This window comes from Pseudomonas sp. KBN10P06128, from assembly GCF_037574945.1.
GTDB classification, from domain to species: domain Bacteria; phylum Pseudomonadota; class Gammaproteobacteria; order Pseudomonadales; family Pseudomonadaceae; genus Pseudomonas; species Pseudomonas aeruginosa.
Genome location: NZ_JBBELR010000001.1, coordinates 4,238,467 through 4,262,624, shown reverse-complemented (window position 1 = coordinate 4,262,624; position 24,158 = coordinate 4,238,467). Strand labels below are relative to the sequence as shown.

The window sequence follows — 24,158 nt, the reverse complement described above, 5'->3', positions numbered from 1 at the left end:
GAACCCCGTTCCAGCGAGACGGCTCTATACCTGGGTGGACCCCACTCAGGTGCAGAGCATGGCCAACGACAAGCAGACTTCGACTCCCGGCCCCCGACAACCGGCCAAGGGCGGCGCGGCGGGCAAGCGCCAGGGGCGTGCAGCGGAGGGCGCGCGCAAGCCGCGTGCGCGCGGCGAGGAGCGGAAAGAGAAACCGGCCGACGGACGTTCGGCCACGGCGCTGACCGCCAACGAGCGGCGGGAGATCGACGACAAGCAGCCACCGCGCGCCGCTGTCCTGCACGAGGTGATTCGCGTCCAGGGCGAACACGAGCTGCAGCGCACGCTGGCGGCGCTCTGGTGGTCGGCGGTGGCGGCGGGACTGACCATCGGCCTCTCGTTGATGGGCATGGGCCTGTTCCGCGCGGCCCTGCCCGAGCAGGAATGGGCGATCATCGTCAGCAGCTTCGGCTATCCCATGGGCTTCCTGGCAGTGATCCTCGCCCGCCAGCAACTGTTCACCGAAAACACCCTGACCGCCGTGTTGCCGGTGATGACCGAGCCGACCCTGGAAAAGGCCTGGCAACTGTTGCGTCTCTGGAGCGTGGTGCTGTTCGGCAATATCGTCGGTACGCTGCTGTTCGCCTGGGCGGTGCTGCATCTGCCGATCTTCAATGAAGCGGCCGACGCGGCGTTCCTCGAGATCGGCCGCGAGGTGATGCACAACGACCTGGCGCAGATGTTCGCCAAGGGCATCGTTTCCGGCTGGATGATCGCCACCATGGTCTGGCTGATCCCGGCGGCGGAGGGCGCGAAGATCTGGATCATCGCGATGGTCACCTACCTGATGGCGCTGGGCAGCTTCACCCACATCGTAGTGGGCTCGGCGGAGGTAGGCTACCTGGCGTTCGCCGGGGAAATCGACTGGTCCGAGTTCCTGCTGAAGTTCGCCCTGCCTACCCTGGGCGGCAACATAGTCGGCGGTAGCCTGATCTTCGCCCTGATCAGTCATGCGCAGATCCGTAGCGAAGGTTGAGGCGCGGATAGAAAAAACGGCACCCCGGGGTGCCGTTCTGTCGACGCGGACTAGACCCCGAGCTTGTCGCGCAGGCTGTAGTACCAGGCGCCGATGGCGGTGAACGGTACGCGGAACAGCTTGCCGCCGGGGAAGGGGTAGTGCGGCAGGCCGGCGAATGCGTCGAAGCGCTCGGCCTGGCCGCGCAGGGCTTCGGCCAGGACCTTGCCGGCGACGTGGGTGTAGGTCACGCCGTGGCCGCTGCAACCCTGGGAATAGTAGATGTTGTCGCCGATGCGGCCGACCTGGGGCAGGCGCGAGAGGGTCAGCAGGAAGTTGCCGGTCCAGGCGAAGTCGATCTTCACGTCCTTCAGTTGCGGGAAGGTCTTGAGCATCTTCGGCCGGATGATCGCCTCGATGTCCGCCGGATCGCGAGCGCCATAGATCACGCCGCCACCGTAGATCAGGCGCTTGTCGCCGGAGAGGCGATAGTAGTCGAGCAGGTAATTGCAGTCTTCCACGCAGTAGTCCTGCGGCAGCAGGCTGTGGGCCAGTTCCTCGTTCAGCGGCTCGGTGGTGATCACCTGGGTGCCGCAGGGCATCGACTTGGCCGCCAGTTCCGGGACCAGACCGTTGAGGTAGGCGTTACCGGCGACCACGATGAACTTCGCCTTCACTTTGCCTTGCGGGGTATGCACCACCGGGCTGGCGCCGCGCTCGATGCGGGTCGCCGGGCTCTGCTCGTAGATTCTGCCGCCAAGTGACTCCACTGCCGCCGCTTCGCCGAGGGCGAGGTTCAGCGGATGGATGTGGCCGCCGCTCATGTCGAGCATGCCGCCTATATAGTTGTCGGTCGCCACCACCTCGCGGATGCGCTTGGCGTCCATGATCTCCAACTGGTTGTGGCCGTAGCGTTCCCACAACTGTTTCTGTGCGCGCAGGTGATCCATCTGCTTCTCGGTGAAGGCGGCGAACACCCCGCCGTCCTTCAGGTCGCACTGGATACCGTAGCGGGCCACACGCTCGCGGATGATGCGCCCGCCTTCGAAGGCCATCTCGCCGAGCAACTGCGCTTCGCGCTTGCCGACGGTGCGCTCGATCACGTCGATGTCGCGGCTGTAGCTGTTGACGATCTGGCCGCCGTTGCGCCCGGAAGCGCCGAAGCCGACCTTGGCGGCTTCCAGTACGGAGACCTTGAAACCATTCTCCAGCAGGAACAGGGCGGTGGAGAGGCCGGTATAGCCGGCACCGATCACGCAGACGTCGGTTTCGACCTCGCCCTGGAGTTCCGGGCGGGGCGGCGCGGGATTGGCCGACGCGGCGTAATAGGAGGAGGGGTAGGGGGTGTGCGGCATCTTGCACCTCTGTTTTTTATTTTTTACGGATGCCCGGATGCTACCCGAGTCGAAATCGGCCGGCTAGCCTCCGTGCAAAATTTTCAACGGACCCCATGAAAATAAAAATTCCACTTTTTCAGAGAGTTAGCGAAAAAAAAGCTTGACGGTGTTTTTGGGGTCTGTAGAATGCGCGCCATCAGCAGGCACGTAGCTCAGTTGGTTAGAGCACCACCTTGACATGGTGGGGGTCGTTGGTTCGAATCCAATCGTGCCTACCAAACAAATCCCGCACTGCTGGCGGGGCAAGAAAGGCGATCCGAAAGGGTCGCCTTTTTTCGTTTGCGCCCCGAAAAAGGCCGCTCGGCCCGTGCTCGCCTGGGCTCGCGCTTCATCGCATAGCCGCTATTGACAGCGGGGGCGGTCTTTTCCGACCCTAGCGCCTTCACGGATGATTCAGGCGACAAGGCTCATGACGACCTCTTCCGGTTCGCGTATCGGCGGACTTCTTCACGCTTCCCTTTTTTCCCTGCTCGGACTCGGCCTCCTGCTCGCCGGCGGTTTCAAGACCGTCGAGCAGTACCATTTCCTGCGTACTGCGCAGGAAGCCCAGGGGACGGTCAGCGCCTTGAATGCCGGTGGTTCGCATCCGCAGATCGATTTCACCAGCGTTTCCGGCGAGCGGATTTCCTATCCCCAGGGGGGCTTCATCTTCGGCTACCAGGTGGGCGAGCCGGTTCGCGTCCTCTACGAGGCTGGGCGGCCGGCGGCCAGCGCGATAGTCGACGATGCCGGCGCGCTCTGGGGAACCAGCGCTTTCCTCTGCGGCTTCGGCGCACTCTTCGGTATTGTCGGGTTCAGGGGATTGCTGGGCCTGCGTTCTTCCCAACCGACCTCAAAAGGACATTGAAGTCATGTCGCAACTTCCCATTCCCTTGCCCCTCAACGAGAGTCGCTGGCGCTATGTGACGGCCAGCGGCGGAGGTGTGACCGTGGCCTTCCTGGCGGGCAGCGGCGGCTCCATCACGTTGCTCTCGCCGGAGGGTGAGAACGTGTCCTTCCGCTATGGCGGGGTGGGCGGCGGGATCGGACTGGGCATGCGCCTGCCGCGCTTCGGCAAGGTCAACCTCAATGTCAAGGGCAAGAGCGTTGGCGGGGCCGGTGCGCTGGAGGCGTTGCCGAGCACCGGAACCGTCTTGGTCGCGGACGGCCTGGTGGGGCGCGACCTGTCCCGCGGCGACTTCACCGGGCCCTGCATGTACGTCGAACTCGGCGCGGGAGTCATCGCCGGCGGTTCGGGCACGGCGATCCTCTTCGGCCTCGATCCCAAGCTGCTGGCGGCGGTGGCGCTGGCGAGCGCCTCGCCATTGACCGCCGCGCTGGGCGCCAGCATGTCGCGGCAATTGCTGCAATCGTCCCGTGGCGCCCTGTTGATGGCCGGGGTCAACGTCGGTGCACAGTTCGGCGGCGGCGCGGCGGCTTACCTGGGGGCGTTGTTCTGATGCAGGAGGGCGATCCGGGAGGATCGCCCTTTTTACCTTGCGCAGGCGTGCGGCGGTCAGGGCTCCGTTGAGTTCCATGGCCAGCGGGGCGGTGGCGGAAATCGTTACCGGCGCGGGGAACGGTCGTCGGAGATTCCGAACCGGCGTGGATCGATTCTTTCCAAACAAGCCCATCCACTCGTTCGAGGGGTCGTGCTTGTGTCCAGGTTGATCATGCCCGGAGGGCCGTTGTCGCAAGAATCCGATGTCCGGATCTTCTGTTCAGCCAAGGAGCGGCTGGACTTCTACCGGCGGGAAATCCACTACGAGACGGGCCAGCTATCCAGTCGGACCAACGCCTACCTGACGGCGCAGTCGTTCCTGGTCATCGCCTACGCCTCGTCGATGGCCAACCTGAACCCGGCCTGGGGCGAGCTGTTCACCCTGGTGGTGCCGGCGCTCCTGGCACTGCTCGGGATCGTCAATTCCCTGCATGCCTGGCCGGGCATCCAGGCGTCCTCGGAGATCATCTGCCACTGGCAGTTCAAGCAGACCTGCCTGCTGCACAGCGATCCGGAAATCGGCCTGGCCTACGACGAGTCGCCATTGTTCAGCGAGCGCGAGGTCAACCGCGGCAGCTTCGAGAAAACCTTGCTGTTCTCGCGACGCGTGCCGTTTCTGTTCGCCGGCTTCTGGTGTGCGCTGGGCGTGTTTTCGCTTTGGCTGCAACTGGCCGGCTAGCGGCGCCGCGCTGCCGGTCTCAGTGGCTGGGCGGCAGGCACAGGTCGATGCCCAGCAGGCGGGCGCCCAGGCCGCGCAACAGATAGGTCTCGATGTGACTGCCGTCCGCACAGTCGAGCTGGTAGCCGAGGGCCAGACCGGCGGAAAGGAGGACGAAGAAGAACAGGCCGATGTGCTGGAGTTTGCTCATGATGCTTTGGGTCGGTGGCAGGAGGCAGGGGCGATTCTAGTGCAATTCGACGAGCGCCCGGAGTGGGTGCGTCCTTTTGCCGGCCCGCTGCGAACGGACGTTGACGTGACGGGCGGGCGCATTTATAAGTCCGCCACCTCCAGCGAGACGACGGTCGAACATGCGCGACGAAGACGACATCCACGAGCCCGAGCACGACCACCTGCTGGACAACGAATATCTGGAGGACGAGTTCGACGCGGCGTCCGCCGAAGACTACGCCGATGGCGGCGAGGAGAGCGAAGCCGGGCCGGCCTGGCAACCCTGCGCTTGCTGCGAGGACGTGCTGGTAGCGAGGGACGCGGACGGGCACTACGTTTGCGCGGAGTGCGCGGCGCTCGACTGACGACGGACCTTCCCTGGTGCGCCGTGTGGGGTTTCAGTCGCCGCCCTTCCAGGCGCCCTGGCTCGCCGCAGCGCGGAAGCGGACGCGGTTGGCCGGCGTGTCGGCGGGTTCCGATTCACCGAAGATGGCTTTCATCCAATGGCCGTCAGTGGGATTGGGGAAGATCACGTACTTCTCGCCGAATGCCTTGCGGTCCTCGTCGAGCAGCCGGTTGCGCTGCATCACGTCGTCGACGTAGTAGCGGCGCTGGAAGTCGTTCAGGTTGTCGCCGAGCATCAGCAACACGTCGTACTGCGCGGCGATGGCCTTCTGCGCCGGCTCTTTATTCGAGCTGTCGCGCAGGATGGTCACATGCTCTGCGTCGGCGAACGGCATGCGCAGGGCGCGCATGTTGCCCAGGGCATACTCCAGGGTCTTTTCGCCCTGGTCGCGGCTGGACACGTAGAAGATTTCCACGCCTCGGGACCTGGCGTATTCGAGGAACTCCAGGGCGCCGGGGGTCAGGCTCGGGCCGTTGGCTGCGACCCAACGGTCCCAGACGGCGTCGTCGAAGAACTCCTTGTCCTGGCTGAGCAGGAAGCTCCAGTAGCTGTTGCTGCCGAGCAGTGTATCGTCGAGGTCGCTGATGATCGCCGGTTTCCTCGCCCCGGGTTGGCGCGCGGCCAGCGCCCGGTCCAGTCGATCACGGGCAACGTTGAAGCCCTGGTAGTAGAGGGCGCGGTATTCGGCGGCGGTCTGCCGCCAGGCGACTGCGGCGGTGAGCAGGTTCGAGGCTGGCGTTGCGGCGGGCATCTGCTCCTGGGCGTGGAGCAGGGAGCTGGCCAGCAGCAGGGTGGCGGCGATTATTGTTGTTCTGGTTCGTGGCATGGGTGGGTCCTGGGCAGTATGTCCGCGCGGGAATGGCGGTGTGTTTTCATACTTCAAGGCGTGCGGTACCACAATCGCGATGGCGCAATGACGTAACCGATTGACGCGTTGTCCGGGAAACGGCTGCGGCGGGCAAAAAAAATCCCGGCCGCGTGGAGCAGGCCGGGAAAGGATCCAGGGATGTACAGCGCCCACAGCTTATGTCGGCGGCGGTTTCGATGAAGCTGCCGGATCTGGTAGGCGCGATTTTCGCGTCGATGTGTGACCCGCTTCGCCGACTATCCTGGCAAGTGGGGTCGCGAACCAATAGGATTTGCGGGTTTTATTCAATCTGGGTGAATGCGTGCAGGAAATCTACTCTGAAGAACAGATGCGCAAGGCGCTGGGCCTTGCCGAAACACGACCGAAAAAGGCCCGGACCGAGGCTAGCCAGCCGGTCCGCTACACCATCGTCGAACTGAGCGTGCGCAAGGACGGGGCGGGATTGCCGCTGCGTTTCGAACATCGCTCGCGCTCCATCAGCAAGGTCACCGCGCAACTGGAGGCGGAGAAGGAAGCCAAGCGCCAGGGTTACCAGGTCTGGGCGCTGCTGGATATCCGGCAGATCTGAGCGAGGCGCCTGCGCTGGCGCAACCGCGCGGGGGCGCGGCATTGTCCTGGTCGAGGTCCGGCTGCTAAGGTGCGCAGCCCATCGACACAGGAGTCCGGAACATGGAACTGACGATCTTCCAGGTCGACGCATTCGCCGACAGTCCCTTCCAGGGCAATCCGGCGGCGGTCTGCCCCCTCGATGCCTGGCTGGACGACGAGCGCCTGCAGGCCATCGCGGAAGAGAACAATCTTTCGGAAACCGCCTTTGTCGTCGGCCGCGACGGCGACTATCGATTGCGCTGGTTCACGCCGCAGGTCGAGGTGGACCTGTGCGGCCATGCGACCCTGGCGACGGCCTGGGTGCTGATCCACAAGCTCGACGACGCTTCCCCGGTACTGCGTTTCGCCACCCGCAGCGGCGAGCTGAGCGTACGGCGCGAGGGCGACTCGCTGGCGATGGACTTCCCGGCCAAGCGTCCGGAACCTTGCGCGACACCGGTCGGACTGCTGGAGGCGCTGGGCATTGTCGAGGCGGAAGTGCTGAAGACCGACGATTACCTCGTGGTGGTCGACGACGAAAAGACGATCGCTGCCCTGGCGCCTGACTTCGCCCGGCTGAAGGGCCTGCCGTGCCGCGGGGTGGCGGTGACCGCGCGCAGCCAGCGCTTCGATTTCGTCTCGCGCTGGTTCGGGCCCAACGTCGGCGTCAACGAAGACCCGGTGACCGGTTCCGCGCATACCTCCCTGGCGCCGTACTGGGCGCAGCGCCTGGGCAAGACCCGGCTGAGCGCCGAGCAGGGCGGGGCGCGCAAGGGGCGCCTGGAATGCGACGTGCGCGGCGAGCGGGTGGTCATCTCCGGCAAGGCGGCGTTGTACATGAGCGGTACGCTCCATCTCTGATCCCGAAGCAGGAGTGCGACGATGCCGGCACCGCAGGTAGGCGTGGGCGTCCTGATCTTGCGGGACGGCAAGGTATTGCTGGGGCGCCGCAAGGGCAGCCACGGCGCTGGCTGCTGGTCGGCGCCCGGCGGCCATCTCGAGTTCGGCGAGGCGGTGGAGGACTGCGCCCTGCGCGAAGCCCTGGAAGAGACCGGCCTGGCGCTGAGCGAACTGCGCCACGGCCCGTTCAGCAATGACGTCTTCGAGGGGCGCCACTACCTCACCGCGTTCATCCTGGCCGGTTGCGCGGAGGATGCCGAGGCGCGCCTCATGGAGCCGGACAAGTGCGACGGCTGGGCCTGGTTCGATTGGGCCGATCTGCCGGAGCCGCTGTTCGCGCCCCTGGCGAGCCTGCGCCGGCGGGGCTATTCGCCCTTCGATCCGGAGCGCTGAGCGACAGGCAAAAAAAATCCCGACCGCGGGGGAGCTGGTCGGGAAATACCCTTGGGGTTCGCACACACCGTGAGCATAGGCCAGTCCGCAACGGCATCAAGAGGAGCCTGTTCGAACTGCTAGGCCCCTTTGGGGGCCGTTCCGCCGTCGTCACCTCCGCTCGACGGCGAGCGAAGGGACTGCCCGCTTGCGTTGCGGTATCCAGAACAGCATCAGCGGCAGCAGCGAGGCCCAGCCCAGCAGGACATCGCCGGCCAGGTGGATGTGTTCGCCAGGCATCAACAGTCCCTGCAGGAACATCAGGCCGAAGTGCGCGGCATTGGCCGCCACGGTGAAGTCGATGAACAGCCGGTGGCGGAAGGGCTGGCTGGCGGCGCGCCAGAGGAATGCGCCCCAGACCAGGTAGATCGTCGAGATCATCAGCTCATAGTGCTGTCCGCCGCCTTGCTGGTCGCCCCAGCGAACCAGGCGGAGCAGCAGGCGCCCGGCGTCGGAGTCGAGCAGCGACTGGTCGAGCCGCAGGAGCAGCGTGGCCAGGGTCAGGCCGAAGAACAGCAGGAAGCCGCCGGCCATCAGGCGAATGCTCAGGGTCAGCCAGGGCGTGGCGGAAACCGGGGAAGAGGAGGCAGTCATGCAGATCACCTGTAGGCCATGTCGATGGCGTTGCCTTCGGTCAGGTCGTCGAAATCCGCACGGCGGAAAGGACGCTCTTCGCGGGTGATGGTGCGCACCCGTTCGATGTATTCGCGCATGGCGCGACGGGTATTGCCTTGGGAGGCGGCGGAGAGGAAGCCGGCCTTTTCGCTGGCCATACCCTCCGTCCAGTCGCGGGAAGCCGCCTGGTAGATCGAACGCTTGATCAGGTGCACCGCCTGCGGCGAGCGCCGGGACAGGCGTTGCGCCAGCGCGTCGGCGGCTTCCAGTAGCTCCTCCGCTGGCGCCAGCCCGTTGACCAGGCCCAGCGCAAGGGCCTGGCGCGGCTCCAGCAGTTGCCCTTCCAGGCACAGCTCCAGGGCCCTGGCTACGCCCAGGCTGCGCGCCAGCATCTGGGTGCCGCCGCCTCCCGGTATCAGGCCGATGAGTACTTCCGGCTGGCCGAGGAAGCGTTCCACCTGGTCGTCCTCGGCCATCAGGCGCAGGTCGCAGGCCAGCGCCAGCTCGCAGCCGCCGCCCAGGGCCAGGCCGTTGATCGCGGCGATGAACACCTTGTCCATGCGGCGCATGTGCGCGGTAACCTCATGGAACAGGTTCATGTCGACGACGCCTGCCAGCAGGGTGCGCCGCAGCAGCTTCCTCGCCCCAGGCAAGTGGCGCAGGAGGCTTTCGCTTTCCAGCAGCAGGCGTGTCAGCCAGGCCGGCATGGAGAAGGTGATGGGGGCGACGGCGCGCTCGATCTCGTCGACGTCGAAGTGGGTCAGGAAGACCCCATCCGCCGCTCCGGAAAGGATGACGGCACCGATGTCCTGGCGCTGCTCCAGATCGTCCAGCAGGTCGGCCAGTTCCTGCATCACCGCCGTGGTGAGGAAGTTCGCCGGGGGATTGTCGAGCAGGACTTGCAGGACGCGTCCTCGTTGTTCTATGCGCAGGTGTCGCGGTGCTAGAGTCATTGCGGCTTCCTCATTGGATAACGAGCGTTATATAACGATCATTATCCAATGTGACGACATCGTCTCCCCAACCAACGGATAGTCGGCATGCGCTACAAACCGGAACAGAAACAGGCCACCCGCGCCCTGCTGTTGAGCAAGGCCGCTCCGCTGGTGAAGCGCCAGGGCTTCGCCAGCACCGGCCTGGACACCTTGATGAAGGCGGCTGGTCTTACCACCGGGGCGTTCTACTCGCAGTTCTCCAGCAAGGCGGAGTTGCTCGAAGCGATCCTGCAGCGCGAGCTGAGCGCCCAGCACGATGCCTTTCCGCTGGACAGCCTGGAGCAACTGGCCGGCGCCACCCGTCTCTACCTCAGTCGCGGTCATGCGCAGCATGCCGACATGGGCTGCCCGATTCCGGCGCTGGCCGCCGAGGTGGGCCGGGCAGGGCCCGAGGTGCGGGAAACCTTCGAACGCGCCCTGGAACAACGGCAACGGCGGCTGGCCGAACTGATGGGCGACGAGAACCGGGCCTGGGTGCTCACCTGCCTGTCGGTCGGCGCGGTGCTTCTCGCGCGTGCCCAGGCGAGCGAGGTGGCGCGCGACAAGGTCCTGGATGCGGCGCTGGAGCATGCGCTGGGCCTGCTTTCGGCGAGCGGAGCGGTTTCGCCGCAAGCGGACCGGGACTGATTGCACAACTGCAATGTTCGGCGTCTAGCGTCAGGCTTTCCCTCCGACAGGTAAGCCCATGAACGCCCATCATCTCGAACTCGCCAAGGCCCTGCTGGTGTTTGCCCTTGCCGTCGCCGGCCTGGTGGTCGGTCTCATGCCGATGGAGTTCTGAGCGACGCAGGTCCGACTTCGCGCTTTTCCCTCGTCTTCGAGTGGTCTCTGGCGTTGCACCGGTTTAGGATGCGCGGGTATTTCGGAGCCGCTTCGCTTGGCGTCGCCCGCCGCTGCGCTCCGAGACCGAGCATTGCTCGAACCAGAACGAGATCGAAGGTGCATCGCCACGAGCGGCGCACGGCCTGATGATAGATGGAGGCAACATGAGCGCGGCTCAGCCAGGCATTCTCACCCCGATTCCGGTGGTGGGTCGCTACCTGTTTTTCAGTATTTCCCAACCCGAGCAGGTGGCCGCGACCTTGGCCAGCCTGGCCGCGGCCACCGATGGTTACCAACTGGTGGTGGGTATCGGCCATTCGCTGATGCTCAGCCTCGGCAAGACCGTCGAGGGCATGAAGGACTATCCGGTGCTCGCCGCGCCCGGCATCGACCTGCCGTCCACGCCCTCCGCGCTGTGGTGCTGGCTGCGCGGCGAGGATCGCGGCGAGGTGACGCTGCGCTCGCACGCGCTGGAACGGTCGCTGGCGCCGGCCTTCCAGCGGACCGGCGCGGTGGATGCGTTCCTCTACGGCGAGGACCGCGACCTGTCCGGCTACAAGGACGGCACCGAGAATCCCAAGGGCGATGCGGCGCTCGAAGCCGCGCTGGTCTCCGGGCGCGGTGCGGGCCTGGATGGCGGCAGTTTCGTTGCTGTCCAGCAGTGGCTGCATGACTTCGACCGGATGCAGGCGATCCCCGGCGAGGAGATGGACAACATCATCGGCCGCCGCAAGTCCGACGATGAAGAACTGGAAGACGCGCCGGCCTACGCCCACGTCAAGCGTACCGAGCAGGAAAGCTTCGAGCCCGCCGCGTTCCTCCTGCGGCGCGGCGCGCCCTGGTCCGACGAGCACCGCGCGGGGCTGTTGTTCGCCGCCTTCGGCCGCTCGTTCGAGGCCTTCGAGCTCCAGTGGCTACGGATGATCGGCGTGGAAGACGGGGTGCTCGATGGCCTGTTCCGTTTCACCCGGCCGATCAGCGGCAGCTACTTCTGGTGTCCGCCCATGGCCGACGGCCGCCTCGACCTGTCCGCCCTCGGCCTCTGAGCCCGCCGCGGCAGCAGGCCAGGCCTGCTGCCGCGTCCTGCGCGGCGCTAGTGGGCGGTGGCCACGGCGGCCTCGTCGATCAGCGCCGCTACTTCCTTCGCTCGCGAGGCCAGTGACGCGTGGCTGGCATCGAGGGTGACGATCTTCCTCGGTGCGATCCGCGCGGCCATCCGCTCCTGGTTCTCCGGCGCAATCATGCGATCGGCGCTGGAAATCTGGTACCAGGAGGGCTTGCTCTTCCAGGCCGGGCTGCCGATGGCATCGCCAAAAGTGCTGGCCAGCGGAGCCTTCTGGGTGATGCCCATGACCAGCCCTTCGTCCGCAGCGAGATCCTGGCAGAAGCTTTCGTGGAACCTGTCCGCCTTCACCCAGAGATAGCCATCGCTGTCCGGCGCCAGGTTCGCTGCGGCCAGGGGCAAGTGCTCCTGGGTGATGCCACCGGGACTTTCGCCGCTGTCGGGGGCGAAGGCGGCGATATAGACCAGCCCGACCACATTCGGCTGGTTGCCGGCCTCGGTGATCACCGCGCCGCCATAGGAGTGTCCGACCAGCAGGACCGGCCCCTGTTGCTGCGCGATCATCTTGCGCGTCCGCTCGGCATCGTCCGCCAGCGAGGTCAACGGTAGTTCGACGGCATGCAGGTTGTCGTGGCCGAGGCGTTTCAGTTCGAGAATGACCTTGCTCCAGTGGGCGGCGCCGCCCCAGAAGCCGTGGACCAGGATGATCGCAGGCAGGTTGCTCATCGTGTTGCTCCCTTGTGGGTGAGGGTTGCTGGCATGAGGCATCGCCCGGCGAGCATACGAGGTCGCGATGGGCGGGCGATAGCGGGAGGCGAGGACGTTCGTCGAAAAGAACAACTCCTTGTTCCGGTAGGCGACGTGATATCGGCACGGCGGTATGTTGCAAGTCCGGACCCGACCGATCGGGTTGTCGCGACGGGCATGGAGGGGTGATCGGTCGGTCGGGTTCGCGTCTTTTCGGGGCACCCGAATCTGAAAAAATCTTGCTTCTCGCCATACCGGGGGAGCGGGGCGGGTAGATTTTCTTCCGAATCCTTCACTTTCTACCCGGTCATGGAAAAAGCTCTGAAATTGGCGTCATGCCTCTACGGCCTGCTGATCCTGCTCAGCCTGGCGATGGTCGCCTTCCTCAGCCAGTTTCCGTTTCTCCTCAGCTCGGGAGCGGAAAACCTCTCGATGTCGATCCTGCCGCTGCTGATCCCGCTGATGGTCGGGCTGGTCGTCTGCGAGGCGGTGCGGGCGGTGGTGCCGAAGAAGCGCTAGGCGCGGCGCCGGGATCAGCGGCCGAGAATGCGCTGGCGGCGCAGCCGGTACTGCTCGTAGGGAAGGCCCTGGCGGTTCAGCTCTTCCAGCTGGCGTTCGCTGGCGCTGCGGGAAAACGATTCCTCGACTATCGAGTCCGGCGTGACAGGCTGTGCGCAGGCGCTGACCAGCAGCACACCCAGGACCAGGGCAATGCGTGGCATGCGATCTCCATGGACTACGGCAGAAGGGAAAAAAAAGGCCATTACCAAGCGGGGGGAGGGTTGGTAATGGCCTGTACAAGGGACATTTGCCAGGCCTTGGGGATCTGGCGAAAAAGACGATATCAAGGGGGAATTTGATTAGCCAGCTAACAAAGTGGAATGAAGTTTTGCGGCAGGCGTAACAATTCTGTCCGAATCGTCATTCTTGCGTCACCGCCGGGACAGAGCGGTTTCGGCAGACTGCGGGGGAGTCGCCGAAGGAGATTCGTCGTGGACGATACGCTCAGGTTCGCCTCGCGCTTGTGCAAGTTCATCGTCGCCGCCAGCTTCCTGCTCGTGGCGGTCGCCAGCCTTTGCCTGTGGTGGACGGGTCAGGCCTACGAATACGCGGCGCTGGCGTTCTTTCCGTTCGCCGTACCCATGCTGCTGCTGATCATGGTCTGCGACCTGCTGGCAGCGCTGAATGGCAGGCGTCGCTGAGCGCCCGGGCTGCCTAGCGCTTTCAGCTAGGCCGATGTCGAACCCAGACAACCGGCGCCCCGCGCGTGGCCCTATGGTGAGGCATTCATCCACTGCCTTCCTGGAGCGACCATGTCAGATTTCATCACCGTACTGCGCGATACCTGTCCCGTACCCGTGCTGGACGCCACCAAGTGGAAGCGGATCGACGGCGATCCGCATACCGTCAACCTCAACGCATACGCCTCGGCGGACGGCAGCAAGCTGATGGGCACCTGGATCTGCACGCCGGGCAAGTGGGAGGTGAACTACGAACGCTGGGAGTTCTGCCACTTCCTCGACGGCTACTGCATCATCACCCCGGAAGGCGAGCAACCGGTGCACCTGAGGGCGGGCGACGTGTTCGTCATCGAGCCGGGCCTGCGTGGTACCTGGGAGGTAGTGGAGACGGTGCGCAAGTACTTCGTCTTCGCCTGACGGTATTGCCGCACGTCCGGCATGCCTGCCGGGCGTCGCGCCTCAGTCCTGGTGGACGATGCGGCGGATGGTGCCGCCGCAGGACTGGTAGCAACTGCGGTACTCGTCCTGGCAGTCGTCGCCGAAATCGAAGTTGCGCTGCGGGTAGGGACAGGACTTGCGCTTCTTCTTGTCGCTGTTCTGCATGCAGTAGTTGTAGGCCGTGCTCTGCGCCTGGTAGAGCGCCTCGTCCTGGCGCTGCTGCAGCTTTGCGAGGGTCTTGCACTGGCGCTTCTCGGCATTGCACTGGGTCACGCAGTGCAGGCCGGCATCGCTGGTCGGCGGAATGTAGGAGTAACTGACACTGGGGCCGCAACCGCCGAGCAGCAGGGCAAGACCGAGGAGGGGGAGCAGAAGGTGTTTCCGGAACGGCATTGTCGATATCGATAAGCAATGGCAAGCGAGAGCGAATGCTATCACCGGCTTTCCGATGCTGTGCGGCGCCACCCGATAAGGTTGAACTGGAGCACGAAACGCAAAAAAGAAAACCCCGGGACTGGCCCGGGGTTCTCGTCGCGCTCGTGGGTTCGATCAGAACACGCTGAACGGGTACTCGACGAAGGCACGGATTTCGTTGCCGCCACTGAAGTAGCTATCGCGGGCATCAGCGGAAACGCGAGCAAACGAGCTACGCAGGCGCAGGGTGAGGTCCTTGGCCGGGCCGCTCTGCACCACGTACTGGACCTGGTTGAAGATCTCGCGCTCCTTGCCGTTGCTGGTCTCGGCGGTCTTGATGTTGTCGCCGCGCACGTAGGCTACGCGGTAGGTCAGGCCGGGCACGCCGTACTTGGCGAAGTCCAGGGCGTAGCTGACCTGCCAGGAACGCTCGTCCTCGGCGTTGAAGTCCGACCAGTAGGAGTTGGCCAGCCAGATGGTGGTGCCGCCGTCGCCGATGCCGCCGGCGTTCTGGTACCAGCCGTAGTTGTAGCCGGTGTCGCCGGTGTTGCGCTGGTGGGCGATCATGAAGGTGTGGGCGTCGATGGTGTAGGACGCCGCCAGGCTCCAGATCTTGTTGTCGCGGTTACCGTTGAAGTTCTGGTCGGCGAAGTCGCTGTCCAGCTTGGTGCGATAGCCGTTGAAGTCGAAGTTCAGCGACTGGTCGGCCTGCAGCGGGATGGTGTAGTTCAGGTTGATGTACTGCTTCTTCAGTACGTCCTCGACGTCGGAAGCGTACAGCGAGGCGTTGAAGTGATCGGTGAAGGCGTACTTGCCGCCGAACACGTTGATGCTCTTCAGGCCGCCGCTGTCGCGCCCTTCGGCGCTCTTGCGGGATTCCGCGGTGAAGCGACCGGCGTTCAGCTCCAGGCCCTCGATCTCCTTGGAGGTGATCAGGGTGCCGCTGTAGCTTTCCGGGAGCAGGCGCGAGTTGTCGTAGCTGAGCACCGGCAGGCTGGGCATCTGGTCGCCGTACTTGAGCACGGTGTTGGAGATGCGGAACTTCACCGCCGCGCCGCCCTTGGACAGATCGTCCGCCGCGGAGCCGCTGTCGCCCTGCTTGAAGAAGTCGATACCGGCGGCGCCGCTACGACCCTTGCCGCCGTCCAAGCGAACAGCGTACATACCGAACACGTCCACACCTATCCCGATGGTTCCTTGGGTGAAGCCGGAAGTGAAGGTCGCGGTTGCGGCCTGGCCCCACTCTGCTTGGTCCTCTGTACCGTACTTCTTGTCGCGTTTGATATATGCATTGCGGAAGAACAGATCGAGGTGGCTGTCCTCGACAAACCCCTTTGCTGCTTCTTGGTCATTGGCCATCGCCTGGCTTGCAGTCGCGATGCCCAGTGCCAGCAGGCAAATCCTTTTCTTCAACATCTTATTGTTCCTGGTTGTTGGCTTGATGTGCGCTGAAATTGAAGGAAGCGCAAGGTTCGAAGTGCACGGGAGTCATTTGTCCCATTTACCGTGCGTGGCGGTTCTGGTTTCTTGTTTCTCCCGTTGGCGGCGCAACAATACCAGAACATTGTTCGATCCAAGAAAGCTTCGAGTCATTTGCTAATAACCAAAGCGCAAGGAAAGCCCCTTCCATAGGCTCTGAATCGGGCGTTGCCGGATCGCTTCGTCATGCGCCTGCAATATCAACCTTATCGATAAGTACCATGCCGCGAAGTCGCTGCAGTTCTCGCTTTGGGCGGTGATACCGTCGAATCGTGAACGGATCGACAAAGAGGGACGTGACATGAAGATTCTTATCGCTGTATTCGCCGCCCTGGCCCTGTCCGCCTGTGCCTCGCCTCCCGCTTCGAACGCCCCGGCGCTGGCCGCCAGCACCAGCAAGGCTCCCTACGATTACGCGATGTGCGTCTTGCCCAAGTGGCAACGCCAGGCGCCCGGCGTGGCGCTGGTGGAGGAAGGCCGCGGCTATCGCCTGGCGGACGCTGGGCAGTGGCTGGAGGTGCAGCCGGCGAGGGGTGGCAGCCTGGTGCGAATCCATGACCAGCAGCCCTGGGTCACCCGCGGGGCCTTCATCGATGCGGCCAGGACCTGTTCCTGAGCCGCGAGGAAGAGGGAAGAGCTCCGGCCCCCCTAGCATGAAGTGTCCGGAGCTCTACGGCCGCAAACGGAGGATGGCCGCAGAACGATCATCTGCCTATGGCCGGCGCTGCGCTTGATCGAGATCAAGTACTGGAGGTCGGGGCGCCGGCGTGTGCGGCGATTCGCGTGACGGGTCTCGTTTTTTCTGTGAAGTGCACTGCATAACGCTTCAATCGGGACGGGTGGCCAGCATGCCAACCAGTTCCTGGGCGGCCTTGCGCAATGGCTGGTTTTTCAGCCAGATAGCGTGGACAGGCAGTTTCAGCTCGTTCTTGGTATTCCTGAAGTCCAGGCGTACCAGCCTTCCCGTTGCCAGCAGCGGCGCGACCCGGGACAACGGGAAATTGCCCCAGCCGATCCCCGCCTCGACCATTTCCAGCGCCGTGCCCAGGCTGTCGGTGCGCCAGCAGGCGCCGGCAATCAGCGGACGGGTGTCGGCCAACGGCAGGTCGCAACTGGCCACCAGGATCTGCCGCACGTTCACCAGTTCTTCCAGGTACAGCGCCTGCCCCGGCTTCTGCAGGGCGGGATGGTGCGGCGAGATGGTCGCGACCAGCGATTCCGCGCCGACATACTGGAAGCGCTCCTGCGGGTTCACGCTGATGCCGGCGAATCCGAAGCACAGGCTGATGCGGCCGCCATGGAGCAGGGCGAGGGCATCGTCCTGCGCCGCGCTGAGCACCTCGACATCGAGCAGCGGGTAGCGCTCGGAAAGGGTGCGGAGGGCGCCGAACAGCCGCCCGCTGTCGATGTCCGCAACCACGCCGAGCGACAGGCGGCTTTCCAATCCCTGGGAGAGTTCCAGCGCATGCACCTGCAACTGGGCGAGCTGCTCGGCGATCATCCGCGCTTGCGGTGCCAGGGCCCTGGCCAGCGCCGTAGGACGGGCTTCGCGGTGGGTTCGCTCGAAAAGGGCGAAACCCAGCTCCGCCTCCAGGTTGGCGATGCCCATGCTCACCGCCGAAGGCACTCGACCCAAGGCACGGGCGGCGCCGGAAAAGGAGCCGCGGTCGAGGACGGCGAGGAACAGCTCGATGGTATCGCTGGAAAAGTTCATGGCAATTCTCCTATCAGCAGATCTGAAAGCTGCTGACTTTTTCTGTCAAGAAAATTGATCCAACCTTGCCCGCCTTTCCGCTATCACGCCCGAGAGGTCCACGTGCAAGGCATCAAGCGCAAACTGGTCTACGTGACCGCCTACGAATTGATCGGGATGAGTATCTCGACCCTGGGGCTGGCCCTGCTCGCCGGTTCCACGCCCACTACCACCGGCCCCCTGGCGGTGGTGATTACCACCGTCGCGGTGACCTGGAACTTCATCTACAACTGCCTGTTCGAGTTCTGGGAGCGGCGCCAGGCCGTGCGCGGACGCAGCATTGCGCGGCGGGTGGCGCACGCCATCGGCTTCCAGCTGACCCTGGTGGTCTACCTGATCCCGCTGATCGCCTGGTGGATGGGGATTTCCCTGCTGGAGGCGTTCTGGCTGGACCTGGCGCTGATCGTCCTGATCCCGTGCTACACCTTCCTCTTCAACTGGGCCTTCGATCGCCTGTTCGGCCTCCCGACTTCCGCGTTGCCGGCCGGCGAGGCGGCCTCCGTCTGAGGATTTTTTTTCTTCAGCGCCATTCGCGCTCGCCTTGGCCGGGGCAAATCGCCTACCTTAGACGGACGTGCGCTGTGGTGCCGGTTCAGGGAGGAAGTACGACCGCAAGCCATGAAGGTCTGCCCCGGCGAGGATGGGGTGCGGCATTTCGATGAACGGATTGGGGTCACTATGCGGATTTTGGGGATGCTACTGGGGGCCGTCTTGCTGGCGGGTTGTTCGACATCGACGCCCTCGCTCGACGAGACGGACCAGGTACCGAAGGAGCGTTTGTACAACTACCAGTTCCGTGACGACGGCGACGCCTTCCTGGTGGTTTCCCGGGACCGCGAGTTCCTCGGCAGCGTCTGCAATACCCGCTTGATCATCGATAGCCGCCTGGCCGCTGAGATCCAGGCCGGCGAGAGCGCGCGTTTCCGTCTTCCGGCGGGGCTGCGGGTGGTATCCGTGCAGGGCGATGGGATCTGCCGCGGCGAGGCGCCCAAGCAGGTGGTGCATGTGCAGAACGGGCAGACCACGCATTACCGGATCACCGTGGACTCCGGCCTGAACATCGGCCTGGTGCCGGGCTGACGCCGGCGCAACGAAAAAGCCGCCCGTGGGCGGCTTTTTCATGCGCGGCGTTTATTCGCTGACCGCTTTCTCGACCTTTTCGGACGCTGACCAGATCCGATAGCGGACCTCCACGTCCTTCGGCGCATAGACCACGATCGGCAGCTTGCTGTTGTAGCGCAGCAGGAAGCCTTCGCCGACCACCGGGATGAAGCGCTGCTCCTTCTTCTGGCCGGGGCAGGCCATCATCGTGCTCATCGGCCCGCTGACCTTGTCCAGGCGGTAGTAGGAGTAGCCCCAGCCTTCCAGGGTGTGCTCTTCCAGCTCGCCGCCCAGGCGCTGCTGGTTGCAGTCGGCCTCGAGGGTCTTGCCGGCGATGATCTCGACCTTGAATGCGTCTTCCGCGTCCTGTTTCGGCAGGTGGATGACCTGGCGGGTGAAGCCGGCATCTGCCTTCGGGTAGGGAACCTTTTCATCCAGTTTGGCGGCCATGGCGGTGCTGGAAAGAGCGGCAACGCCGGCGGCGATCAGTAGTGCTTTCATGTCCTTGAGGTTCTCCTTACGTGGTAACGCGAGCAGGGTAAGACACCGAGGCACGGGTGAAAAGTTCAGTGGGGGACGTAACGGAATGTTCCATGTCCTGGGCCAGCCGGTCGGGGCACGGCCGAATCGCGGGCAAAAAAAAGACCATCTGCGGGGGGAGGGCGATGGTCTTCAAAGGAGCGTCGGGGACTTGGGGTTCTCCCGACGCCGCTACGATCTCACGCCGCTCCGCTGGGGAAAAATGCTTTGGGCTGATAGTGGCTATCGATGCCGGTGACTTGAAATTCCCCGCCAACTCATAGCAAGTTCCGCACGATAGAGCCGTCAGCGCATCAGTTTGCGTTTTTTTCAGCGGGTCAGTTGCAAGGCCAGTTCATCGACCTGTTCGGCCCAGTCGGAGTCCTCGGCCAGGGCCTCGCGCAGGAAGCTGGCCTGGGCAGGGTTCCAGAATGGCGCATCGGGCAGCGCGGTGCCCTCCTCGAGGTGGTGCCGGGCGAGAAAGGCGACGATGTCGTCCCGCCCAGCGGGGAGCCCCAACTGGCGGAACAGGTTGGAAAAGGTGTGCGGGCTGGTGTCCATGACGGTTCCTCCTGGACTCGCTGTTTTTCCACTATAGCCGGCGGGACGGCAGGGCTGCCGTGGGAGCCGGGGGTGGGTAATTTTGTCGCAGATGAAAAAGACTGTTGTGCGCGGCGCGCTTCATGGCGAAGGGGCGGGCGCTTATTATTAGCAAGCTAATGATAACCGGAGTCAGCCTATGTCCAGAATCGAAGTCGCCGTGCTGGTGGGGACGTCCGTTCCCGAATCGCTGCGCAGCAAGGGATTGCTGGCCTGTTGGATCCTGATGGTGGACGGTGCCATGTGGGCCGGACCCTTCACCAGTCGTGACGAGGCGGAAGCCTTGAAGGGAACCTGGGAACTGAGTTGGCCGCTGGAGGCGGCGATCTCCGCCTGAGCCAAGGCCCTTGCCTTGCCGAAAAGCCCGCCGAGCGCGGGCTTTCTGTTGCCTGCGGAAACGCCCTAGCGGCGGCCCACCAGCAAGCCGAGGAGGAAGCCGGCGCCGGCCGAGACGGCGATGGTCTGCCAGGGGTGGTCCTCGACGTATTCCTCGGTCGCTTCGGCGGCCGCCTGGCTGCGTTGCACCACGCCGCGGCGGGTGCGCTCGATGGCGTCGCGACCACGATGCAGCACGGAATTGATCTGTTCACGCAGGTTCGCGCCCTCCTTGCCGGCCAGGCTGCCGGTGCCGCTCATCAACTGGTCCACCTCGGCGATCAGGTCCTGCAGTTCGGCCATGGCCTGGTCCTGGATAGCCTGCTTGGCGCGAGCGGAGCGGGTTTTCAGAGTCATGTCGGTCTCCTTGACGAGGATGGTTACCTAGGTATGGAGTCGCCCGCTTCGCTGAAAGTTGCACGGCATGGCCTGCGTCGGGGGCTTCCGTAGCATGCGGGAGAGCCGTTTCAGGATGCCCCGGCCTCGCCGCGCAGGTAGCGGTCGAGGTCGATCGCTTCGCCGCTCTTGAGTTTCAGGCGTCGGCGCAGGTCGTCGAACATAGCGTCGTACTCGCGGCGCTGGCGCACGATCGGTCCCTGCCGCAAGCGCAGGCCGTGGCGCCGGGCCAGGCGACTGGCACGGCTGGCGAAATGCACGGCGGCGTCGCGCGGCAGTTCGAAGCTTTCGCTGAAAGGCTGGCCGTCGATCCGGCCCTCCATGTCGAAGTGTACGGCCACCGGGCGGGCCTCGGCCTCCAGGACCCGGTAGCGCAGGTGGATATCGAATGCCTGGCGGTCGACTTCGCTGGCCGAGGCGAGATGCAGATGGCCGGGAATGAACATGGCCTGCCTCCTTTTCGGATAACCGGGGAAATGCCCTTGCCTGCCAGGGTATGCTTCGCCGGCCTCGGGACGGCTGTCCCAGGTCAGTTTTTTCCGGATTGGAGTGGGGATGCGAATGGCGCTGGGAGCGTTCGGGTGTTGACTGACTGGGCCGCGTACGCCGGGCTGTTCCTCTCGGCGTTCGGTTCGGCGACCCTGCTGCCGTTGCAGTCGGAAACCGTGCTGGCCGCCTTGCTGCTGCGCGGCGGCCAGTCGGTCGCGTGGCTGCTGGCGTTGGCCATCGTCGGCAATGTACTGGGTTCCTGGGTCAACTGGTGGCTGGGTCGCTACCTCGAGCATTTCCGCGGTCGCCGCTGGTTTCCCGTGGGCGAGGCGCAGTTGCTCAGGGCGCAGCGACACTATCGCCGCTACGGCCGCTGGACCCTGCTGCTCAGTTGGGTGCCGGTCATCGGCGATCCGCTGACGCTGGTGGCCGGCATCATGCGTGAGTCCTGCTGGAGTTTCCTGCTGATCGTCGGCCTGGCCAAGACGCTCCGCTACCTGGTCCTGGCTGCGCTGGTGCTGGGCTGGGCCGGCTGAGCGCTTCGTCGGCGAGCGTAGAACTATTTTTCGCGGGGCAATGTCCATTGCTGCGAGGTGTAACTGCCGCCTCATCGCCCCCGGGGCCTTTAGTTGCCGCTGTGGTCCCGGGGGCTTCTCTTTTGCCTGTTTCCGGCGATGCGAGGTGCGCAATGACGAGGGTGGTTGCGGGATCGCTGGTCTGCCTGCTGCTCGGTTCGGCGCCGGCCTGGGCTTCCACGGCCGAGGCGTGGCAGGCGCACGACGCCATGGTGCGTGCCGCCTGCCTGAAAGCCAGCGGCTTGCGCCAGGTACGCGCGGTGGGGCAGGTACTGCCCTTCGACGATGAGGTGGGCTATTCGGCGCTGCTCCTGCAGGGCCGCTATCCGCAGCCGCACATGCAGGGCCGCCAGGGCCGCGAGCTGTGTCTGTACCGGCGCGCCACCGGCAAGGCCAGCGTCAGCGAGGCCGACGCCCTGCTCAAGCCTTGAGTTCGGGGTCGTCGTTGTCCGGAAGTTCGCGCTCGCCAGGATCCTTGCCGTCTTCCGAATGGTGCTCGATCACCGCGTTCAGCTCGGCGCCGAACAGCACCACTGCCGCCGACAGGTAGAAGTACAGCAGGAGGATGATGATCGCCCCGATGCTGCCGTACATGGCGTTGTAGTTGGCGAAGTTCTTCACGTAGAAGCCGTAGGCGAGGGACGCGGCGATCCAGGCGATCACCGAGAGCACCGAGCCGGGAGTGATGAAGCGGAAACGCTGCTCGACATCCGGCACCAGGTAGTAGAACAGCGCCACCGCGAGCATCAGCAGGAACACCGCAAGAGGCCAGCGCAGCCAGGTCCAGAGCGTCACCAGGTACTGTTCCAGACCGACCAGGCCGGCGATCCAGGCGATCACCTGCGGCCCGGTGACCATCAGGCCGGCCGCCACCAGCAACAACAGGGCGATGCCGAGGGTGTAGAGGATCGACAGGGAGAAGCGCTTCCATACCGGGCGGCTCTCCTTCACGTCGTAGGCGGCGTTGAGCGCGATCATCATCGAGCGGATGCCCGCCGAGGAGGTCCACAGCGCCACCGCGATACCGATCGACAGCAGGCCGCCTTTCTGCTGCTGCAACTGGTCGATCACCGGGTTGACCTGATCCATCGCCTCGGGCGGCAGCAGCAACGCCGCCTGCTCGCGCAGCCAGGCGAAGAACTCCGGTAGGTGCAGGTAGCCTACGAGGGTGATCAGCACCAGCAGGAACGGAAACAGCGAGAACAGCATCTGATAGGCGAGGGCCGAGGCGTAGGTCGGCATGTCGTCCTCGAGGAACTCGTTCACTGTGCGCTTGACCAGGCCGAACAGGCCTATTTCCCGATAAGCCGTACGGAACATTCCATCTCCTTGCTGTGTGCGTGCCGATGACGATCGACCACCGATGGCCGCTTGCCGCCAGGCATTTTCCGTTGGGTGAAATTCGTCGCGTCCTTTCTGGGACGCCACGGCGGGCGAATTGGTTCGTCGCCGGCGTCATCATTCGGTCGCATCCGTTAACCAGACTGCGCCTGCCCGCCGCGCGGCGGGCCTCCGTCCAACTTCTCAGAAATGGAGCGCAACATGTCTGTCGACCTGAAGAAAATCGCCGCTGCCTTTCCCGAGTTCCAGTTGTCCAGCAAGAGCCGCCACGACGGCGCGCTGTTGTTGCAGTTGCAGGCCGCCGACGGCCGCTACGTGGCTCGCACCATACCCTCGCCGCAGCTCAGCGCGCCGCCGGAGACCGAATGGCTGATCCGCAGCATCCGCCGGGAACTGGCCGTGCCGGGCATGGAAATGGCGATGGCGGCACGCTGAGTTTTTTCGCCGCGGGAACCGATGATGCGATAATTCCGCCTTTCCACACAGCTGACGGGAAGGCAATGAAGCGCGAGAAGGTTCGGGACAGGCAGGCGGCAGGGAAGATCTCGGCGACCCACATCATCGCCAATCCCACCCTGGCCAGGGAATGGATCGTGTTCTTCAAGAAGGACGGCGGGCGCAGTTATTTCCTGGTCGACGAGAGCGACGAGGTGATGTCGTTCCGCCGGCTCGACGACGCGGTCAAGGAGCTGCGCGGGCTGGGCATCAAGTTCGCGGAGATCCATCTGTAGGAGCGGCGTCGCGCGGACCCCACTGGCCAGCCTTGCGCGCCCGCGCTTCTTCCTCGGCGAACCGGTACTGGCCGCGCGCCTCGGCCGTCTGGCCGCTGTCCGGCGCGTCGCGCCAACTGGCCAGGCCAATGGTCAGCAGGGCCAGCCCGGCATCCAGGGTATGTCCGCAGGTGGGGCAGTCGGCCGGGGTCACCCAGGCCGCGCCGAGGATGCGGAAGCGCGCGTCGCGGCCTTGCTCGCGGATGGTCGCCGATTTGCCGAGCAGCATGTCTTTCAGGGCTTCCCGGGCGCGCCGACGCCAGGGCTCGGCGGCCGGTAGCTCGACGGCGTTGAGCTGGATGCGCAGTGCCTTGTTCGCGCCGGGCAGGCGGCAGCCCAGGCTGGCGTCGTCGTGTATCGCCACCACCGTGCAGTCGAAGCGGCGCTCCCCGGCGTCGGCGGCGAACGCCAGGGCGGCGCAGAGCGGCAACAGGGCGAGGGTGCGGAAGATCATGGGCTACTCCGGCGGAG

At 64.7% G+C, this 24,158-nt stretch carries 37 protein-coding genes and 1 tRNA gene; 22 read left to right on the top strand and 16 right to left on the bottom strand.

The annotated features are described in order from the left end of the window. The first annotated feature begins 58 nt into the window (after nt 1–58). Nucleotides 59–1,015, top strand: a complete 957-nt coding sequence (locus tag VQ065_RS19825; protein WP_003090842.1) for a formate/nitrite transporter family protein — start codon at nt 59–61, stop codon at nt 1,013–1,015. 50 nt (nt 1,016–1,065) lie between these two features. Here VQ065_RS19825 and VQ065_RS19820 read toward each other — a convergent pair whose 3' ends face one another. Next, nucleotides 1,066–2,349 carry an NAD(P)/FAD-dependent oxidoreductase gene (locus VQ065_RS19820; protein WP_003090841.1) on the bottom strand — a complete coding sequence of 428 codons (1,284 nt, stop codon included), beginning with the start codon at nt 2,347–2,349 and terminating at the stop codon, nt 1,066–1,068. A gap of 183 nt (nt 2,350–2,532) precedes the next feature. Between VQ065_RS19820 and VQ065_RS19815 the strand changes: the two genes are divergently transcribed. From VQ065_RS19815 to VQ065_RS19800, 4 genes are all read left to right on the top strand, one after another. Continuing rightward, nucleotides 2,533–2,609, top strand: a tRNA-Val gene (locus VQ065_RS19815). Between the two features lie 191 nt (nt 2,610–2,800). Continuing rightward, on the top strand, nt 2,801–3,238 hold the full coding sequence (gene tsi4 / locus VQ065_RS19810) for a type VI secretion system immunity protein Tsi4 (RefSeq protein ID WP_003090838.1): 438 nt from the start codon (nt 2,801–2,803) through the stop codon (nt 3,236–3,238). A gap of 4 nt (nt 3,239–3,242) precedes the next feature. Beyond that, nucleotides 3,243–3,830, top strand: a complete 588-nt coding sequence (tse4, locus tag VQ065_RS19805; RefSeq protein ID WP_003138819.1) for a type IV secretion system toxin Tse4 — start codon at nt 3,243–3,245, stop codon at nt 3,828–3,830. A 198-nt stretch (nt 3,831–4,028) separates the two neighbouring features. Continuing rightward, nucleotides 4,029–4,550: a hypothetical protein gene (locus tag VQ065_RS19800; protein ID WP_073660287.1), complete on the top strand. Its 522-nt coding sequence runs from the start codon at nt 4,029–4,031 to the stop codon at nt 4,548–4,550. 19 nt (nt 4,551–4,569) lie between these two features. On the opposite strand, the gene VQ065_RS19795 is transcribed toward VQ065_RS19800, so the two are convergent. Beyond that, the gene (locus VQ065_RS19795; RefSeq protein WP_003090834.1) at nt 4,570–4,740 is read right to left on the bottom strand and encodes a hypothetical protein; all 171 of its coding nucleotides are present in this window, start codon (nt 4,738–4,740) and stop codon (nt 4,570–4,572) included. A gap of 160 nt (nt 4,741–4,900) precedes the next feature. Between VQ065_RS19795 and VQ065_RS19790 the strand changes: the two genes are divergently transcribed. After that, the gene (locus VQ065_RS19790) at nt 4,901–5,125 is read left to right on the top strand and encodes a hypothetical protein (protein ID WP_003090833.1); all 225 of its coding nucleotides are present in this window, start codon (nt 4,901–4,903) and stop codon (nt 5,123–5,125) included. Nucleotides 5,126–5,158: 33 nt separating this feature from the next. Here the strand turns inward: VQ065_RS19790 and VQ065_RS19785 are convergent, their stop codons facing one another. Further along, nucleotides 5,159–5,992 (bottom strand): 5'-nucleotidase, lipoprotein e(P4) family, encoded by an 834-nt coding sequence (locus tag VQ065_RS19785; RefSeq protein ID WP_003090832.1) that lies wholly within the window; start codon nt 5,990–5,992, stop codon nt 5,159–5,161. A gap of 370 nt (nt 5,993–6,362) precedes the next feature. Here VQ065_RS19785 and VQ065_RS19780 point away from each other — a divergent pair, with 370 nt between their 5' ends. From VQ065_RS19780 to VQ065_RS19770, 3 genes are all read left to right on the top strand, one after another. Further along, on the top strand, nt 6,363–6,602 hold the full coding sequence (locus tag VQ065_RS19780) for a hypothetical protein (protein ID WP_003099145.1): 240 nt from the start codon (nt 6,363–6,365) through the stop codon (nt 6,600–6,602). A gap of 101 nt (nt 6,603–6,703) precedes the next feature. Further along, on the top strand, nt 6,704–7,483 hold the full coding sequence (locus VQ065_RS19775; RefSeq protein ID WP_003090830.1) for a PhzF family phenazine biosynthesis protein: 780 nt from the start codon (nt 6,704–6,706) through the stop codon (nt 7,481–7,483). A 21-nt stretch (nt 7,484–7,504) separates the two neighbouring features. Beyond that, the gene (locus tag VQ065_RS19770; RefSeq protein ID WP_003090829.1) at nt 7,505–7,915 is read left to right on the top strand and encodes a nucleotide triphosphate diphosphatase NUDT15; all 411 of its coding nucleotides are present in this window, start codon (nt 7,505–7,507) and stop codon (nt 7,913–7,915) included. Nucleotides 7,916–8,065: 150 nt separating this feature from the next. On the opposite strand, the gene VQ065_RS19765 is transcribed toward VQ065_RS19770, so the two are convergent. Beyond that, entirely contained in the window at nt 8,066–8,548 is a 483-nt protein-coding gene (locus tag VQ065_RS19765) for a DUF6632 domain-containing protein (RefSeq protein ID WP_003090827.1), read from the bottom strand. A 5-nt stretch (nt 8,549–8,553) separates the two neighbouring features. Beyond that, nucleotides 8,554–9,522: an enoyl-CoA hydratase/isomerase family protein gene (locus VQ065_RS19760; RefSeq protein WP_003090826.1), complete on the bottom strand. Its 969-nt coding sequence runs from the start codon at nt 9,520–9,522 to the stop codon at nt 8,554–8,556. 87 nt (nt 9,523–9,609) lie between these two features. Here VQ065_RS19760 and VQ065_RS19755 point away from each other — a divergent pair, with 87 nt between their 5' ends. Together VQ065_RS19755 and VQ065_RS19750 are read left to right on the top strand one after the other, a co-directional pair. Beyond that, on the top strand, nt 9,610–10,191 hold the full coding sequence (locus VQ065_RS19755) for a TetR/AcrR family transcriptional regulator (protein ID WP_003090825.1): 582 nt from the start codon (nt 9,610–9,612) through the stop codon (nt 10,189–10,191). A gap of 341 nt (nt 10,192–10,532) precedes the next feature. After that, the gene (locus VQ065_RS19750) at nt 10,533–11,432 is read left to right on the top strand and encodes a Dyp-type peroxidase (protein ID WP_073660286.1); all 900 of its coding nucleotides are present in this window, start codon (nt 10,533–10,535) and stop codon (nt 11,430–11,432) included. Between the two features lie 47 nt (nt 11,433–11,479). On the opposite strand, the gene VQ065_RS19745 is transcribed toward VQ065_RS19750, so the two are convergent. Beyond that, entirely contained in the window at nt 11,480–12,175 is a 696-nt protein-coding gene (locus tag VQ065_RS19745; RefSeq protein ID WP_003090823.1) for an alpha/beta hydrolase, read from the bottom strand. 348 nt (nt 12,176–12,523) lie between these two features. Here VQ065_RS19745 and VQ065_RS19740 point away from each other — a divergent pair, with 348 nt between their 5' ends. Next, on the top strand, nt 12,524–12,715 hold the full coding sequence (locus VQ065_RS19740) for a hypothetical protein (protein ID WP_003099127.1): 192 nt from the start codon (nt 12,524–12,526) through the stop codon (nt 12,713–12,715). A 14-nt stretch (nt 12,716–12,729) separates the two neighbouring features. Here VQ065_RS19740 and VQ065_RS19735 read toward each other — a convergent pair whose 3' ends face one another. Next, nucleotides 12,730–12,918 (bottom strand): hypothetical protein, encoded by a 189-nt coding sequence (locus tag VQ065_RS19735; RefSeq protein ID WP_003090821.1) that lies wholly within the window; start codon nt 12,916–12,918, stop codon nt 12,730–12,732. Nucleotides 12,919–13,188: 270 nt separating this feature from the next. On the opposite strand from VQ065_RS19735, the gene VQ065_RS19730 reads away from it, so the two are divergent. Together VQ065_RS19730 and VQ065_RS19725 are read left to right on the top strand one after the other, a co-directional pair. Then, entirely contained in the window at nt 13,189–13,398 is a 210-nt protein-coding gene (locus VQ065_RS19730; protein WP_003090820.1) for a hypothetical protein, read from the top strand. A gap of 111 nt (nt 13,399–13,509) precedes the next feature. Further along, entirely contained in the window at nt 13,510–13,854 is a 345-nt protein-coding gene (locus VQ065_RS19725) for a cupin domain-containing protein (protein WP_003090818.1), read from the top strand. A 42-nt stretch (nt 13,855–13,896) separates the two neighbouring features. Here the strand turns inward: VQ065_RS19725 and VQ065_RS19720 are convergent, their stop codons facing one another. Continuing rightward, nucleotides 13,897–14,268: a hypothetical protein gene (locus VQ065_RS19720; RefSeq protein ID WP_003090816.1), complete on the bottom strand. Its 372-nt coding sequence runs from the start codon at nt 14,266–14,268 to the stop codon at nt 13,897–13,899. 156 nt (nt 14,269–14,424) lie between these two features. Beyond that, a complete protein-coding gene (locus VQ065_RS19715; RefSeq protein ID WP_003090815.1) occupies nt 14,425–15,705 on the bottom strand; it encodes an OprD family porin in 1,281 nt (426 codons plus the stop codon). A gap of 364 nt (nt 15,706–16,069) precedes the next feature. Here VQ065_RS19715 and VQ065_RS19710 point away from each other — a divergent pair, with 364 nt between their 5' ends. After that, entirely contained in the window at nt 16,070–16,384 is a 315-nt protein-coding gene (locus tag VQ065_RS19710) for a hypothetical protein (RefSeq protein ID WP_003090814.1), read from the top strand. Nucleotides 16,385–16,594: 210 nt separating this feature from the next. On the opposite strand, the gene VQ065_RS19705 is transcribed toward VQ065_RS19710, so the two are convergent. After that, nucleotides 16,595–17,482 carry a LysR family transcriptional regulator gene (locus tag VQ065_RS19705; RefSeq protein WP_003090813.1) on the bottom strand — a complete coding sequence of 296 codons (888 nt, stop codon included), beginning with the start codon at nt 17,480–17,482 and terminating at the stop codon, nt 16,595–16,597. Nucleotides 17,483–17,584: 102 nt separating this feature from the next. Between VQ065_RS19705 and VQ065_RS19700 the strand changes: the two genes are divergently transcribed. Together VQ065_RS19700 and VQ065_RS19695 are read left to right on the top strand one after the other, a co-directional pair. Continuing rightward, entirely contained in the window at nt 17,585–18,028 is a 444-nt protein-coding gene (locus VQ065_RS19700) for a PACE efflux transporter (protein ID WP_003090812.1), read from the top strand. 186 nt (nt 18,029–18,214) lie between these two features. Continuing rightward, complete coding sequence (locus VQ065_RS19695) at nt 18,215–18,601, top strand: hypothetical protein (RefSeq protein ID WP_003160516.1); 387 nt, start codon at nt 18,215–18,217, stop codon at nt 18,599–18,601. A gap of 51 nt (nt 18,602–18,652) precedes the next feature. On the opposite strand, the gene eco is transcribed toward VQ065_RS19695, so the two are convergent. Together eco and VQ065_RS19685 are read right to left on the bottom strand one after the other, a co-directional pair. After that, nucleotides 18,653–19,123 carry a serine protease inhibitor ecotin gene (gene eco, locus VQ065_RS19690; protein ID WP_003090808.1) on the bottom strand — a complete coding sequence of 157 codons (471 nt, stop codon included), beginning with the start codon at nt 19,121–19,123 and terminating at the stop codon, nt 18,653–18,655. 348 nt (nt 19,124–19,471) lie between these two features. Next, complete coding sequence (locus VQ065_RS19685; protein WP_003090806.1) at nt 19,472–19,702, bottom strand: DUF2789 domain-containing protein; 231 nt, start codon at nt 19,700–19,702, stop codon at nt 19,472–19,474. Nucleotides 19,703–19,880: 178 nt separating this feature from the next. Here VQ065_RS19685 and VQ065_RS19680 point away from each other — a divergent pair, with 178 nt between their 5' ends. Continuing rightward, nucleotides 19,881–20,078 carry a hypothetical protein gene (locus VQ065_RS19680; RefSeq protein ID WP_003090804.1) on the top strand — a complete coding sequence of 66 codons (198 nt, stop codon included), beginning with the start codon at nt 19,881–19,883 and terminating at the stop codon, nt 20,076–20,078. 65 nt (nt 20,079–20,143) lie between these two features. Here VQ065_RS19680 and VQ065_RS19675 read toward each other — a convergent pair whose 3' ends face one another. Together VQ065_RS19675 and VQ065_RS19670 are read right to left on the bottom strand one after the other, a co-directional pair. Then, nucleotides 20,144–20,473, bottom strand: a complete 330-nt coding sequence (locus tag VQ065_RS19675; RefSeq protein ID WP_003090802.1) for a DUF883 family protein — start codon at nt 20,471–20,473, stop codon at nt 20,144–20,146. Nucleotides 20,474–20,583: 110 nt separating this feature from the next. After that, a complete protein-coding gene (locus tag VQ065_RS19670) occupies nt 20,584–20,958 on the bottom strand; it encodes a DUF5064 family protein (protein ID WP_003090800.1) in 375 nt (124 codons plus the stop codon). A 135-nt stretch (nt 20,959–21,093) separates the two neighbouring features. Here VQ065_RS19670 and VQ065_RS19665 point away from each other — a divergent pair, with 135 nt between their 5' ends. Both VQ065_RS19665 and VQ065_RS19660 read left to right on the top strand, forming a co-directional pair. Next, nucleotides 21,094–21,537 carry a YqaA family protein gene (locus VQ065_RS19665; RefSeq protein ID WP_003090799.1) on the top strand — a complete coding sequence of 148 codons (444 nt, stop codon included), beginning with the start codon at nt 21,094–21,096 and terminating at the stop codon, nt 21,535–21,537. A gap of 152 nt (nt 21,538–21,689) precedes the next feature. Beyond that, a complete protein-coding gene (locus tag VQ065_RS19660) occupies nt 21,690–22,007 on the top strand; it encodes a hypothetical protein (protein ID WP_003090798.1) in 318 nt (105 codons plus the stop codon). Here the strand turns inward: VQ065_RS19660 and VQ065_RS19655 are convergent. Then, the gene (locus VQ065_RS19655) at nt 21,997–22,896 is read right to left on the bottom strand and encodes a YihY/virulence factor BrkB family protein (protein WP_003090797.1); all 900 of its coding nucleotides are present in this window, start codon (nt 22,894–22,896) and stop codon (nt 21,997–21,999) included. The genes VQ065_RS19660 and VQ065_RS19655 overlap by 11 nt on opposite strands. A 222-nt stretch (nt 22,897–23,118) precedes the next feature. Between VQ065_RS19655 and VQ065_RS19650 the strand changes: the two genes are divergently transcribed. Then, nucleotides 23,119–23,352 (top strand): DUF3509 domain-containing protein, encoded by a 234-nt coding sequence (locus tag VQ065_RS19650; RefSeq protein WP_003090796.1) that lies wholly within the window; start codon nt 23,119–23,121, stop codon nt 23,350–23,352. A 65-nt stretch (nt 23,353–23,417) separates the two neighbouring features. Continuing rightward, nucleotides 23,418–23,648 carry a hypothetical protein gene (locus VQ065_RS19645; protein WP_003090795.1) on the top strand — a complete coding sequence of 77 codons (231 nt, stop codon included), beginning with the start codon at nt 23,418–23,420 and terminating at the stop codon, nt 23,646–23,648. Here VQ065_RS19645 and VQ065_RS19640 read toward each other — a convergent pair. Then, on the bottom strand, nt 23,623–24,141 hold the full coding sequence (locus tag VQ065_RS19640; protein ID WP_003090794.1) for a thermonuclease family protein: 519 nt from the start codon (nt 24,139–24,141) through the stop codon (nt 23,623–23,625). The genes VQ065_RS19645 and VQ065_RS19640 overlap by 26 nt on opposite strands. Nucleotides 24,142–24,158 lie beyond the last annotated feature (17 nt).